14 protein-coding genes are annotated in these 13405 nt (G+C 72.3%); 4 read left to right on the top strand and 10 right to left on the bottom strand.

Annotation, left to right across the window (positions count from 1 at the left end; translation table 11 throughout):
- The 8 genes from ACYVIP_RS42495 to ACYVIP_RS42460 form a co-directional block, all read right to left on the bottom strand.
- On the bottom strand, positions 1–679 hold a 679-nt coding region (locus tag ACYVIP_RS42495), incomplete at its 3' end, for a 1-phosphofructokinase family hexose kinase (RefSeq protein WP_460406786.1).
- Positions 661–1563 (bottom strand): ROK family protein, encoded by a 903-nt coding sequence (locus ACYVIP_RS42490; RefSeq protein ID WP_460406785.1) that lies wholly within the window; start codon positions 1561–1563, stop codon positions 661–663. The genes ACYVIP_RS42495 and ACYVIP_RS42490, both read right to left, overlap by 19 nt.
- A gap of 94 nt (positions 1564–1657) precedes the next feature.
- Positions 1658–2272: a TetR family transcriptional regulator gene (locus ACYVIP_RS42485; protein WP_460406784.1), complete on the bottom strand. Its 615-nt coding sequence runs from the start codon at positions 2270–2272 to the stop codon at positions 1658–1660.
- Positions 2269–3372 carry an acyl-CoA dehydrogenase family protein gene (locus tag ACYVIP_RS42480; protein ID WP_460406783.1) on the bottom strand — a complete coding sequence of 368 codons (1104 nt, stop codon included), beginning with the start codon at positions 3370–3372 and terminating at the stop codon, positions 2269–2271. The genes ACYVIP_RS42485 and ACYVIP_RS42480 overlap by 4 nt, the downstream gene beginning before the upstream one ends.
- Complete coding sequence (locus ACYVIP_RS42475; protein WP_460406789.1) at positions 3369–4478, bottom strand: acyl-CoA dehydrogenase family protein; 1110 nt, start codon at positions 4476–4478, stop codon at positions 3369–3371. Before ACYVIP_RS42475 ends, ACYVIP_RS42480 begins: the two co-directional genes overlap by 4 nt.
- Before the next feature lie 59 nt (positions 4479–4537).
- Positions 4538–4990, bottom strand: a complete 453-nt coding sequence (locus ACYVIP_RS42470) for a MaoC family dehydratase (RefSeq protein ID WP_460406782.1) — start codon at positions 4988–4990, stop codon at positions 4538–4540.
- Positions 4991–4999: 9 nt separating this feature from the next.
- On the bottom strand, positions 5000–5755 hold the full coding sequence (gene fabG, locus ACYVIP_RS42465) for a 3-oxoacyl-ACP reductase FabG (RefSeq protein WP_460406781.1): 756 nt from the start codon (positions 5753–5755) through the stop codon (positions 5000–5002).
- Between the two features lie 105 nt (positions 5756–5860).
- Positions 5861–6376: an XdhC family protein gene (locus ACYVIP_RS42460; protein ID WP_460406780.1), complete on the bottom strand. Its 516-nt coding sequence runs from the start codon at positions 6374–6376 to the stop codon at positions 5861–5863.
- 19 nt (positions 6377–6395) lie between these two features.
- Here ACYVIP_RS42460 and nudC point away from each other — a divergent pair, with 19 nt between their 5' ends.
- The 4 genes from nudC to ACYVIP_RS42440 all read left to right on the top strand — a co-directional run bounded on the left by nudC (position 6396) and on the right by ACYVIP_RS42440 (position 10106).
- Entirely contained in the window at positions 6396–7268 is an 873-nt protein-coding gene (gene nudC / locus ACYVIP_RS42455; protein ID WP_460406779.1) for an NAD(+) diphosphatase, read from the top strand.
- Between the two features lie 56 nt (positions 7269–7324).
- On the top strand, positions 7325–8080 hold the full coding sequence (locus tag ACYVIP_RS42450; protein WP_460406788.1) for a class I SAM-dependent methyltransferase: 756 nt from the start codon (positions 7325–7327) through the stop codon (positions 8078–8080).
- Positions 8081–8289: 209 nt separating this feature from the next.
- Positions 8290–8937: a phosphoribosyltransferase gene (locus ACYVIP_RS42445; protein ID WP_460406778.1), complete on the top strand. Its 648-nt coding sequence runs from the start codon at positions 8290–8292 to the stop codon at positions 8935–8937.
- Positions 8934–10106: an LLM class flavin-dependent oxidoreductase gene (locus ACYVIP_RS42440; RefSeq protein WP_460406777.1), complete on the top strand. Its 1173-nt coding sequence runs from the start codon at positions 8934–8936 to the stop codon at positions 10104–10106. Before ACYVIP_RS42445 ends, ACYVIP_RS42440 begins: the two co-directional genes overlap by 4 nt.
- Positions 10107–10112: 6 nt before the next feature.
- Here the strand turns inward: ACYVIP_RS42440 and ACYVIP_RS42435 are convergent, their stop codons facing one another.
- Together ACYVIP_RS42435 and ACYVIP_RS42430 are read right to left on the bottom strand one after the other, a co-directional pair.
- On the bottom strand, positions 10113–12608 hold the full coding sequence (locus tag ACYVIP_RS42435; protein ID WP_460406776.1) for a DEAD/DEAH box helicase: 2496 nt from the start codon (positions 12606–12608) through the stop codon (positions 10113–10115).
- A gap of 53 nt (positions 12609–12661) precedes the next feature.
- Positions 12662–13405, bottom strand: a complete 744-nt coding sequence (locus ACYVIP_RS42430; protein ID WP_460406775.1) for an FHA domain-containing protein — start codon at positions 13403–13405, stop codon at positions 12662–12664.

Here is a 13405-nt window from a genome sequence, read left to right as displayed (position 1 = left end):
GCGCGGTCACCGCGAGCAGCCCGTCCCGGCCGAGCGAGGCGACCACCGCGCCCGCGCCGAGGTCGCGCAGGCTCGCCGCCGCCGCGGTGGCGTCCTCGGTGCCGCCGGCCTGGGCCAGTTCCTCGGCGTTGGGCTTGACCAGCGCCGGCCCGGCCGGCAGACCGGCGAGCAGGGCCGCGCCCGAGGTGTCCAGGATGACCGGCGTGCTGGTGGCGTCGATGAGCTGGGCGTAGGCGTCGGCCGGCAGCCCCGGCGGCAGGCTGCCCGACAGCACGACCACCTCCGCGCGGGCGGCCAGCGCGGGAAACCCGGCCAGCAACCGCGCCCAGTCCTGTTCGGACACCGGTGGGCCCTGCTCGTTCAGCGCGGTCGCCGACCCGTCCGTTGTGGACACCACGGTCACCGTTCGCCGTGCCGGCGCGGCGATCCGCACCAACTGCTCCCGGATGCCGGCGTCCGCGAGGTCCTCCTGGATGGCCCGACCGCCGGCCAGCCCGGTGACCAGCGTGTCATGGCCGAGCGCGTGCAGCACCCTGGCCACGTTGACGCCCTTGCCGCCCGCCCGGACGGCGACCGCGGCCACCCGGTGCGCGGCGCCAGGACGCAGCGACGGCACGTGATAGGTGACGTCCAACGCCGCGTTCGGCGTGACGGTCAGGATCACCCGGCCGCGCGCCACGCGAGGATGCCCGCGCCGATACAGCCCGCGTTGTCACCGAGCGCGGCCCGCACGAGCGTCGGCATGCGCTGGATGGTCATCCGGCTGACCAGCGACTTCCGTAACGGCACCAGCAGCGTGTCGCCGGACTCGGCCAGGCCCCCGCCGATCGCGACGACCTCCGGTCCGACGAAGGTGATCGCCGTGGTCAGCGCGGCCGCGAGGCCATCGACCGCCCGCGCCCACACCGCGTGCGCGTCCGGGTCGCCCGCCTCGACGGCGGCGGCCACCTCGGCGGCCCTGGTCACCGGCCGGCCGGTGCGCGCGGCGTAGTGGCGGGCGATGAACGCCGCCGACGCGACGGTCTCCAGGCAGCCGAGGCCGCCGCACCCGCACTCCGCGCCGTTCGGGTCGACCACGATGTGTCCCAGCTCGCCCGCGTACCCGTCGGCGTCCAGGCGGTGGCCGTCGACCAGCACCGCGGCCGCGATCCCGGTGCCGATCGGCACGAACATGGCGTTGCGTACCCCGGTCGCGGCGCCGACGGTGAACTCGGCCAGCCCGCCGGTGCGCACGTCGTGACCGAGGGCGACCGGGAGGCGCGCGGCGTCGGCGAGCTGGTCGCGCAACGGCAGGTCCCGCCAGCCGAGGTTGACCGCGGCGCGGGCGATGCCGTGCCGTTCGTCGATGATGCCCGGAACGGCGACCCCGACCCCGACGAGGTCGTCGGCCCCGGCGGCGGCACGCAGCTCCTCGATCAGCTCGGCGATCTGGCCGACGTCCACCCTGCCGTCGACCCGGCGGGTCGCGGTGCGCCGCGTGTGCACGACCCGCAGGTCCTCGGCCACGAGCGCGGCCTTGATCGCGGTGCCGCCGACATCGATGGCCGCGACGAGCCGGTCCATGTCCCCTCCTCCGCGGGTCGAGGGAGGCTACATTGCACCATGTGGACCGAGGGTGACGGCCGAGCACCCCGCCTGACCTGCGCCGGGCCGTCGTTCAGGGGCAGTGGCCGAGCATCTTCAGCACGAGGTCGGCGTACTGGCGGCCCAGTTCGGCCGGGGCGGGCTTGCTCGACGGGGTGTACCAGCGCGACACGTCGATCCCCAGGCCGAGGATCGCGCGCGCGGCGGTGCGCACGTCCGGCACCGCGAACTGCCCGCCGGCCACTCCCCGGGTGATCACGTCGCGCACGAGCTGCTCGGTGCGCCGCCGCAGGTCGGCGACCACCGCGTAGTCCTCCGGCGGCAGCGCGGCCAGCTCGTGCTGGACCACCCTGGCCACGATGTGGCGTTTCGCGTGCCAGGCGACGAACTTCTCCACCAGCGCGCGCATCGCGGCCGGCGGGTCGGCCGGGGTCGCGGCCACCACCTGCTCCACGGTCGCCAGCATCCGCTGGTGGCCGCTGCGGCTGATGGCGAACAGCACCGCGGACTTGGCCGGGAAGTGCACGTACAGCGCCGCCGGGCTCATCCCGGCGGCGGTCGCGATGTCCCTGGTCGTGGTCGCGTGGTAGCCGCGCTCGGCGAAGGAGGTCACCGCGGCGGCCATCAGCCGCCTGGCCGCCTCCGGCCGCACGTCCGGCCAGAGGTCCTCCGGCAGGGGAGCGGTCACCGCGGCCCCGGCAGGTCGATCAGCGGCGCGAGCAGCTGGCGGTGCTGTCCTGGCGTGCCGAACGCGATCTGGTCGGCCTTGGCCCGCTTGAGATACAGGTGCGCCGGGTGCTCCCAGGTCATGCCGATACCGCCGTGCAGCTGCACGGCCTCCTCCGCGGCGTGTACCGCGAGGTCCGAGCACAGCGAGTTCGCCAGGAGCGCGGCCAACTTCGCCTCCTCGCCGCCGACCGCGTCGGCGGCGTTGCGCGCGGCCGCGCGGGCCAGCGCCAGGTCGCCGAACAGGTCGGCCAACCGGTGCTTGAGCGCCTGGAACGAGCCGACCGGGCGGCCGAACTGGTGGCGCTCCTTGAGATAGCCGACCGTCGTGGTGAGACACCACTGGGCGACGCCGACCTGCTCGGAAGCCAACAGCGCCGTGGCGGTCCACAGTGCACCGTCCACAGCGGACTCGGCGGAGCCGGGCAGCGCGGTCGAGGTCGCGTCGTCGAAGACCAGGTCGGCGATCGGCCGGGTCAGGTCGAGCGACACCACCGGCGCGACCGTGACCCCCGGCTGGTCCACCCGCACCACGTGCAGCTCCGCGCCGTCGGCGCCGGCCACCGGCACGATGAGCACATCCGCCACGGCGGCGTCGGCCACCGAGCGGATCTTACCGCGCAGACCGGTCTTCGTGTGCTCCACAGTGGACGGGAAGGGGGAGCCGGGCGCGCTGGCGAGGGAGACCGCGAGCGCGCCGATCGAGCGGCCGCCGCCGAACGCGGTCAGCAGCTCGCGGACCTCCTCGGTCGGCTCGCAGCCAAGCAGCGCGGTGGTCGCCAGCACGGCGCAGCCAAGGAAGGGCACCGGGGCGACCGACTGGCCGAGCTCCTCCAGCACCACCGCGACCTCCCGCGCGGACGCGTCCTGTCCGCCGAGCTCGGCCGGCACGTGCAGCGAGCCCGCGCCGAGGTCGGCGGTGAGCGTGCGCCACAGGTCGAGGTCGTATGGCTTGTCGGTCTCGCACCTGGCCAGGATCGACGTCGGCTGGGCGCGGTCGGTCAGCAGATCGCGGATGCTGGCCCGAAGCTGTTCCTCGATGTCGGTGTACAGCAGGTTCATTTGGGCAGATCCTTCCACGCGACCTTGGTGTCCACCCTCGGTTCGGTCGGCAGGCCGAGCACCCGCTCGGCGATGATGTTGCGCAGCACCTCGGAGGTGCCGCCCTCGATCGAGTTGCCCTTCGCGCGCAGGTACCGGTAGCCGGCGTCCCGGCCGAGGAAGTCGACCTGGTCTGGCCTGCGCATCGTCCAGTCGTCGTAGCGCAGGCCGTCCTCGCCGAGCATCTCCAGCTCCAGCCCGGTCAGCTGGTGGTTGAGCGTGGCGAAGGCGAGCTTCATCGCCGAGCCCTCCGGGCCGGGGTTGCCGGCCGCGAGCTGTTGGCGCAGCCGGATTCCGGCCAGCCGCAGGGCTTCGGCGCGCACCCACAGCTTGACCAGCCGGTCGTGCCGCTCCTCGGTGCGGACCTCGGGGCGCTCGCGCCAGGTCCGCGCCACCGGGCCGACCATGCTGCCCTCGCGCGGCGCGGGCCGGCCGCCGATCGCGACCCGCTCGTTCATCAGCGTGGTCTGCGCGACCCGCCAGCCGTCGCCGATCTCGCCGAGGCGGTTGCTGTCCGGGATCCACGCCTCGGTCATGAAGACCTCGTTGAACTCCGCCTCGCCGGTGATCTGGCGCAGCGGCCGAACCTCCACCCCGGGATCGGTCATGTCGAGCAGGAAGTACGACAGCCCGGCGTGCTTGGGCACGTCCGGATCGGTGCGTGCCAACAGGATGGCCCACCGGGCGGTGTGCGCGCTCGAGGTCCACACCTTCTGGCCGGTCAGCCGCCAGCCGTCGCCGTCGCGGACCGCCCTGGTGCCCACCGCCGCCAGGTCCGAGCCTGCGCCCGGTTCGGAGAACAGCTGGCACCACACCTCCTCGCCGGTCCACAGTGGACGAAGGAAGCGCTTCTTCTGGTCGTCGGTGCCGAAGGCGAGGATCGTCGGCGCGGCCATGCCGAGGCCGATGCCGATCCGGCGCGGGTCGTTGTCCGGCGTGCCGGCAAGTTCCGCGTCCACGACGGTCTGCAGGTCGCGTTGGGCGCCAAGGCCGCCAAGCCCTTCCGGGAAGTGCACCCAGGCGAGGCCGGCGTCGAACCGGGCGCGCAGGAAGTCCAGCCTGTCCATAGTGGACGGATCGGTGTGCTGGCGGAACTCGCGGGTGCGCTCGCGCAGCGCGTCGGCGTTCACGGGACGTACAACACGATCGTCTCGGCGACACAGACCGGCTTGTCGCCGCCATCGAGTTCGAAGGTCCAGCGCAGCGTCGCCTGTTTGCCCTGCTGCTTGTCGACGACCGCCAACACCTCGGCGCCGACCCGCACCCGCCTGCCGACCGGCAGCACGGTGGGGAAGCGGACCTTGCCAAGGCCGTAGTTGATGCCCATGCCGACGTTCTTGACCGTGTAGATCTCCTTGCCCAGCAAGGGGATCAGCGACAGCGTGAGATACCCGTGGGTGATCGTGCCGCCGAACGGGCCGTCCTTGGCGCGCTCGGTGTCCACGTGGATCCACTGGTGGTCGCCGGTGGCGTCGGCGAACCGGTCGACCCGCTCCTGGGTGACCTCGAACCAGTCGCTGTAGCCGAGATGCTCGCCCTGCGCCGAGGTGAACTCGTCCAGGTCAGCGAATGTGCGCATGTCGCCCCCTCAGTCCTGTGGTCCGCCGGCCACGTAGATGACCTGGCCGGACACGAAGCCGGACTCCTCGCCGACCAGGAACGAGGTGAGCGCGGCGATGTCCTCCGGCTGGCCGACCCGGCGCACCGGGATCGCCGCCGCGGCGCCGTTCTTGAAGTCCTCGAAGCTGATGCCCATGCGCTCCGCGGTGGCCGCGGTCATGTCGGTCTCGATGAACCCCGGCGCGATCGCGTTGACCGTGACGCCGAACTTGCCCAGCTCGATGGCGAGGGTCTTGGTGAGGCCCTGCATGCCGGCCTTGGCCGCGGAGTAGTTGGCCTGGCCCCGGTTGCCGAGCGCCGAGGTGCTGGAGAGGTTGACGATGCGGCCGTAGTTCTGTGCCGTCTGGTGCTTCTGCACCTCGCGGCTCACCAGGAACGCGCCGCGCAGGTGCACCCCGAGCACCGCGTCCCAGTCGTCCTCGGTCATCTTGAACAGCAGGTTGTCCCTGGTGATCCCGGCGTTGTTCACCAGCACGGTCGGCGGTCCGAGCTCGTCGGCGACCCTGGCCACCGCGGCGGTCACCGCGGCCGCGTCGGTGACGTTCGCGCCGACGCCGATCGCCTTGCCGCCGGCGGCGGTGATCGCCTCGACGGTGCTCGCACAGGTGTCCTCGACGAGGTCGATCACGCCGACGGCGAAACCGTCCTTCGCCAGTCGCTTGGCGATCGCCGCTCCGATGCCCCGAGCGGCACCGGTGACGATCGCGACACGGGAGTTGGCCACTGGTTCTGTCCTCCACGCTGAGATCGCTGCTGATGTGGCTTGCTAAGCAAGCGCTTAGTAACGTATCTCGCGGGCCGGCGGCTGTCTAGGTGACCTGCGAAACGCTCAGAAGACGAAGCCGCCCGGTTTGCCGTTGCGGTCGGCGAGCAGGCCGGCCAGCGTCGCGATCGCGATCTCGGCCGGCGCGCGGGACCCGATGTTGAGCCCGATCGGGCGATGCACCCTGGCGATGGCGGCCTCGTCGACGCCCAGATCACGCAGCGCGCCCACATGCGGGCCGGGATGACGGGGATTGCCCATGATGCCGATCCAGCGCACGTCCAGCCGCAGGGCGTCGCGCAGGATCGGGCCGAGCTCCGGCCGGTGGTGGTCGGTGAGCACGATGTCGGCGCCGGCGTCCAGGTCCTCTGGCAGCTGGGCCGCGACGGTGGTCTCGGCGTCGGTGTCCGCGGTGATCCGCGCGCGCTCCGGCTCGACCAGCGTCGTGCGGTAGCCCAGGTCGCGGGCGTAGCGGAGCAGGTGCTCGGCGACCGGCGAGGCGAACACCGCGACCAGGGTGCGGGCCGCGGCCGGGTCCGGTGCCGCGCCGTGGGCCACGGCGCAACTGGCGTCGGTCTCCATGCGACCTAGGGTGGCACGCGTGCAGACACTTCCCTACAACGGACTGGCGCTCGACCGGGCGGGGGCGCGACGGCCGGACACGGCCTGGGTCCAGACCGTGCGCGCCGCGCCGGGGGCCCGCGTGCTCGCCTTCTGGCGCGACGGCTGCCTGGTCGCCGACGGGGCGCCGGTGAGCGTCGAGGCCGAGCAGCCGGTGTTCCTCGGCGTGGACGGCGCCGCCGGCGTGTTCGCCGCCGACCTGTCCGACCTGGAGGAGGCGGCGGCGCTGCGGCTGGCCGGGGCCGACGCCGTGGTGGACGTGCGGCGCCTGTTCCCCACGGTCGACGGGCCGACCGCGGCGACGCTCGCCTACGCGCGCGGCATGCTGCACTGGCACCGCAACCAGCGGTTCTGCGGGGCGTGCGGGGCGAGCACGGCGGTGCGCCACGCCGGGCACCAGCTGGTGTGCACGGGGTGCGCGAAGCTGCTGTTCCCCAGGATCGAGCCGGCGGTGATCATGCTGGTGTGCTCCCCGGACGGGCGGCGGTGTCTGCTCGGCCGGCATCGGGGCGCCGCGGCCGACGCGTACTCGACGCTGGCCGGGTTCGTGGAGATCGGCGAGAGCCTGGAGGACGCCGTGCGCCGGGAGTTGGCCGAGGAGGCCGGGGTGCGGGTGGCGTCGGTGGCGTACCAGGCCTCCCAGGCCTGGCCGTTCCCGGCCGGGCTGATGGTCGGGTTCCAGGCGGTGGCGGCGTCCGAGGAGGTCACCGTGGACCAGGACGAGCTGCTCGAGGCGCGCTGGTTCACCCGCCAGGAGGTGGCCGCGCTGATCGACCGGCACCGGAGCGCGGGCACCGAGCGCCGGGACTCCATCGAGTCCTACCTCGTGGCGACCTGGCTCGGCGAGCGCTGACGCGGCGGGGACGCGGGCGCGGGTGGCGCCCGGCGACAATGGCGAAGGTGAACGTCATGGACTTCGACCGGTTGGTCGCCGAGGCCGAGGCGGTGTCCGTCGACGGCTGGGACTTCTCCTGGCTGGCCGGCCGGGCGACCGAACAGCGGCCGACCTGGGGCTACGCCAGACTGCTCGGCGAGCGGATGGCCGGCGCCCGGGTGGCGGTGGACCTGCAGACCGGTGGCGGCGAGGTGCTGGCCGGTGTGCCACGACTGGCGCCGCACACCGTGGCGACCGAGGGCTGGCCGCCCAACGTCGAACGGGCGGCGACCCTGCTCGGGCCGCGCGGAGTGGCCGTCGTGGCCCATGACGATGGCCCGTTGCCGTTCCAGGACACCGTGTTCGACCTGGTCGTCAGCCGCCATCCGGTGCGGACCCGATGGCCGGAGATCGCCCGAGTGCTCGCCCCTGGCGGGACCTACCTGTCCCAGGAGGTGGGGCCGGCGAGCGTGTTCGAGCTCGTCGAGTTCTTCCTTGGGCCGCAGCCGGTGGAGGTGCGCGACGGGCGGCACCCGAGGTGGACTCGGCGTGGTGCTGAGCAGTCCGGCCTTGAGGTGGTCGACCTGCGCCTGGAGCGGCTGCGCACCGAGTTCCACGACATCGGTGCGGTGGTCTACTTCCTACGCAAGGTGATCTGGATGGTGCCGGGTTTCACCGTCGCCGAGTACCGGGGCACGTTGCGCCGGTTGCACGACCTCATCGAGGCCGACGGACCGTTCCTGGCGCACACCACCAGGATTCTGGTGGAGGCGCGCAAGCCGGTCAGCTAGTGCTCATGGACCGCGCGGTGCGGGTGATCGGGGTGAGGTTGGCTTCGCGCGAGTAGGGACTCTCGGGTGGGGCCTCGGTGTGGTCGATGTCGTCTCCTGTCGGTGAACGGCCGCAGCCTGGGCACGAGCATCTTTCGCCCATGTGTTCGATTATACGGGGGTTTGAGAGAGGCGGCAACCGGGGGACACTGGGGCGAGGAGGTGACGCCATGCGCTTCCGCGATCGGCGCGCCGCGGGCGCCAGGCTGGCCGCCGACCTGACCGAACTGTGCGCGGCGGACCCGATCGTGCTCGGGTTGCCGCGCGGCGGCGTGCCGGTGGCGGCCGAGATCGCCGCCGTACTTGGTCTGCCGCTGGACATCGTGCTGGTGCGCAAGATCGGCGCGCCGGCCCGGCCGGAACTCGCGGTCGGCGCGGTCGGCGAGGACGGGGTGACCGTCCGCAACGACGCCGTGCTGGCCGAACTGGGCCTGACCTGGGCGGACCTGGCACCCCAGGTGGCACACGAACGGGCCGAGATCCAGCGCAGGGCGACCGCGCTGCGCCCCGGCGGACCCCGGCCGAGTCTGCGAGCGCGGACCGTGGTGCTGGTGGACGACGGGATCGCGACCGGGGCCACGGTCGTCGCCGCGGTGCGGGTGCTGCGCAGGCTCGGCGCCGCGCGGATCGTGCTCGCCGTGCCGGTCGCGCCGGCCGACTCGCTGCCCCGGCTGCGCGAGATCGCCGACGACCTGGTGTGCGCGCTCGCGCCGACCAGGTTCCTCGCGGTCGGCCAGTGGTACGAGGACTTCGCGCAGGTACCGGACCGTCAGGTCAGAGCACTACTCGCACACTCCACAGTGGAGCATCGAGGATGAGGATAGACATCTTCAACGAGATCCAGAATCCCAGGCCATGGCAGGCAGACCACGAGCACCTGCGCATCACGCAGGCGATGGCGCAGGCCAGACTGGCCGACGAGCTGGGCTACGGCTGCTGGTGGCAGGTCGAGCACCACGGCGCGGCGGAGTTCAGCCTCTCCTCAGCTCCCGAGGTGCTGCTGGCCGCGATCTCCCAGCAGACAACGAGAATCCGGCTCGGGCACGCGGCGGTGCTCGCGCCGGGGCGGCTCAACCACCCGATCCGGATCGCCGAGCGCGCCGCCATGCTCGACCACGTCAGCGGCGGCCGGGTGGAGCTCGGGCTGACCCGCTCCACCCACCCGGAGTGGCGGTTGTTCAACGCCGACCCGGCCGACGTGCGCGCCCAGACCGCGCAGGCGTTCGAGATGATCCCGCGCATGTGGACGGACGAGAAGTTCTCCCACACCAGCGAGTACTACCAGATCGAGGACGCGGCGATCACCCCGAAGCCATACCAGAAACCACATCCACCGCTGTGGCAGGCGGCCACCAGCCCGTCGTCGTTCGAGGAGGCCGGCCGGCGCGGCGTCGGCGTGCTCGGCACCACGCTGTGGGAGCCGCTGCCCCGGGTGCGGGCACTGGTCGAGCTGTACCGCGCGGCCAGCCGGGAGTGCACGCGACCGGTCGGCGCGTTCCGCAACGACCAGGTCGCGTTCTTCACGTTCGTACACTGCGCGGACACCGACGCCGAGGCGATCCGGGGCGGCGCGGCTGCGGCGGCCGCCTGGTACACCGTGCAGGCGCTGACCTTCTTCGAGGCCGGGACGAGCTTTCAGGAGATGGCCGCCCGCCAGCGGGCGATGCTCGACGCACCGGACGGCGGCGGGCTCACCGGCGAGTTCCTGCGCGCCGACGCGGCCGTGGCGCCGAACGAGGCGCAGATCTGCATCGGCCGCATCCTGGAGGGCGAGCGACTCTCCGACGACGAGATCTTCGAGGCGCTGCGCGACCAGGACTCGCTCATCGTCGGCAGCCAGCGGACCTGCCGGGAGAAGCTGCGCCGCTACGCCGACCTCGGCATCGACCGGCTGATGTGCTTCCACCAGGTCGGCCGGCTGCCGCACGAGGCGGTCCTGCGCAGCATCCGGCTGATCGGTGAGCTGATCGGCGAGTTCGACCGCTGAGCACCCTCAGAGCAGACCGGCCCCGGTGATGGTCACCGCGGCCGCGCCGGCCTCGTCGGAGCCGGCGAGGTCGATCTCGGCGGTGATGCCCCAGTCGTGGTCGCCGGCCGGATCGTCGAAGATCTGCCGGACCTGCCAGTGGTCCTGGTGCTGTTCGATGATCAGGAACTTCGGGCCGCGGGCGTCCGGACCGGTGCCGATCTGGTCGTGCAGCTCGAAGTAGGGCACCAGCGCGTCGGCCCATTCCTGGGCGTCCCAACCGGAGTCGGCGTCCAGCGCGCCGAGCGCGGCGTAGTCGCGGCGGGCGGCCAGCTGCACGCGGTGGAACAGCGCGTTGCGCACCAGCACCCGGAACGCGCGGGTGTTCGCGGTGACCGCCGGGGTGCGGTCGTCCTCGTCCAGCGGCTCGTCGGTGGGGTTGGTCAGCTTCTCCCACTCGTCGAGCAGGCTCGAGTCGACCTGGCGGACCAGCTCGCCGAGCCACTCGATGAGGTCGGACAGCTCCTCGGTCTTCGCGTCGTCGGGCACCGTCTGGCGCAGCGCCTTGAACGTGTCGGCCAGGTAGCGCAACACCATGCCCTCGCTGCGGGCCAGCTGGTAGAAGCTGACGTACTCGACGAAGGTCATGGCCCGCTCGTACATGTCCCTGGCCACCGACTTGGGGGACAGGTGGTAGTCGGCCACCCACGGATGCCCGCGCCGGTAGGTCTCGTAGGCCGCGTGCAACAGCTCGGACAGCGGCTTGGGGTGGGTGACCTCCTCCAGCATGGCCATCCGGTCGTCGTACTCGACGCCGTCGGCCTTCATCGCGGAAACGGCCTCGCCGCGCGCCTTGTGCTGCTGGGCGGACAGTACCTGCCTCGGATCCTCCAAAGTGGACTCGATGACCGACAGCACGTCCAGCGGGTAGCTCGGGTCGGCCCGGTCGAGCAGCTCGATGGTGGCCAGCGCCAACGGGGACAGCGGCTGGTTCAACGCGAAGTTGAGCTGCAGGTCGACGGTCAGCCGGATGGACCGGCCCTGCTCGTCTGGCTCGTCGAGCCGCTCGACCACGCCGGCGGCCAGCAGTGCTCGGTAGATCGCGATCGCGCGGCGGATGTGCCGGCGCTGGGCCGGTCGGTCCTCGTGGTTGTCCTCCAGCAGCGAGCGCATCGCGGTGAACGCGTCGCCCGGCCGGCCGATCACGTTCAGCAGCATCGCGTGGCTGACCTGGAAGCTGGAGGTCAGCGGCTCCGGCTCGGCCTCGACCAGCCGCTGGAACGTCGGCTCACCCCAGCCGATGGACCCCTCCGGCGGCTTCCTGCGCACCACCTTGCGGCGCTTCTTCGGGTCGTCGCCCGCCTTGGCCAGCGCCTTCTCGTTCTCGATGACGTGTTCTGGCGCCTCGACCACGACGTTGCCGACGGTGTCGTAGCCCGCCCGGCCGGCGCGGCCGGCGATCTGGTGGAACTCGCGGGCCTTGAGCAGGCGCACCCGCTGACCGTCGTACTTGGACAGTGCGGTGAACACGACTGTCCTAATAGGAACGTTGATGCCGACGCCGAGGGTGTCGGTGCCGCAGACGATCTTCATCAGCCCGGCCTGGGCCAGCCGCTCGACCAGCCGCCGGTACTTGGGCAGCATGCCGGCGTGGTGCACGCCGATCCCGTGGCGCACCAGGCGCGACAGCGTCTTGCCGAAGCCCGCGGTGAACCGGAAGTTGCCGATCAGCGCGGCGATCCGGTCCTTCTCCTCGCGGGTGCACACGTTGATGCTCATCAGCGACTGCGCCCGCTCCAGCGCCGCGGCCTGGGTGAAGTGCACGACGTAGATCGGCGCCTGGTTGGTCGACAGCAGCTCTTCGATCGTCTCGTGCAGCGGGGTCAGCTTGAACGAGTAGAACAGCGGCACCGGCCGCTGCGCGGAGCTCACCACCGCGGTCGGCCGCCCGGTGCGCCTGGTCAGGTCCTCCTCGAACCTGGTCACGTCGCCGAGGGTGGCCGACATCAGCAGGAACTGCGCCCTGGTCAGCTCCAGCAGCGGGACCTGCCAGGCCCACCCCCGGTCCGGCTCGGCGTAGAAGTGGAACTCGTCCATGACGACCTGGCCGACGTCGGCGTCCACGCCCTCACGCAGCGCGATGTTGGCCAGGATCTCGGCCGTGCAGCAGATGATCGGCGCCGCCGGGTTGACCGCGGAGTCGCCGGTCAGCATGCCGACGTTGACCGCGCCGAACACCTCGCACAGCGCGAAGAACTTCTCCGACACCAGCGCCTTGATCGGCGCGGTGTAGAAGGTCCGCTTGCCGCCGGCGAGCGCGACGAAGTGGGCCCCCATGGCGACCATGCTCTTGCCGGACCCGGTCGGCGTGGAGAGGATCACGTTCGACCCGGAGACGATCTCGATCATCGCCTCCTGCTGGGCAGGGTAGAGCGTCAGGCCCTGCTCCTGCGCCCAGGTGTTGAACGCGTCGAACAGGGAGTCCGGGTCAGGGTCGGCCGGGAGCGCCTCGATGAGTGTCATGGTGCTACCGATCGTGCCCGATCCCGGCGCGGGGGCCCACGTCAGGTCGCACGTCAGGTCGCACGCAGCGTGACCCGGGTCCACGCGCCCAGGTACACCCGGTCGCCGTCGACCAGCGCCCTCGGGGTGTTCGCCGGCAGCGGCCGGGTCTCGTCGTTGACCGTCAGGCCGTTGGCCGAGTCGAGGTCGACGATGGCCCAGGACCCGTCGTCCTGGGCGACCAGCAGGGCGTGCAGGTGCGAGACGCCCGGGTCCTCCGGCGGCCCGGTGAGGTCGATGTCGGGGTCGATCCCGCGCCGGCGGCTCTGCCGCCCGATGCTGACCTGCTTGCCCGCCAACGGGAAGTTCCGGTCCGGGCAGAACGGCGGGAACCCGATCCCGCCCGCGTCCGGCCCCTCGACCGCCATCACCGAGGCGTAGTAGTCCCGGTCCGCGCTCACCGTCACCGCCCACCCCGGCCCAGCAGCCGCCGCGAGTCCAACGCTCCCGCCACGCGAGTCCAACGCTCCCGACATGTCAGGAGCGTTGGACTCGCCGGTCGGGACGGTTGGACTCGCGGCGGCTGGGGGAGCGGCCAGGGAGTCGTGGCCGCACTGTTCGCAGAAGCGGCCGGTCAGCGGGGCGCCACAGGAGGCGCACGGGGTGCCGGTGGCGGGGGCGTCCGGCTCGGGGGGTGGCGATGGGGCCGCGGAGTGCGAGCCGGCGGCCGGTGCGGGGGCCGGGCCGTCCATGGCCCGCCCGCAGACGTCGCAGAACTCGGTGTCGGCCGAGTCGTGGCCGCTGGGGCAGGTCGGCAT

This window comes from Actinophytocola sediminis, from assembly GCF_054779715.1.
This window is presented reverse-complemented; position numbering and strand designations above follow the sequence as displayed.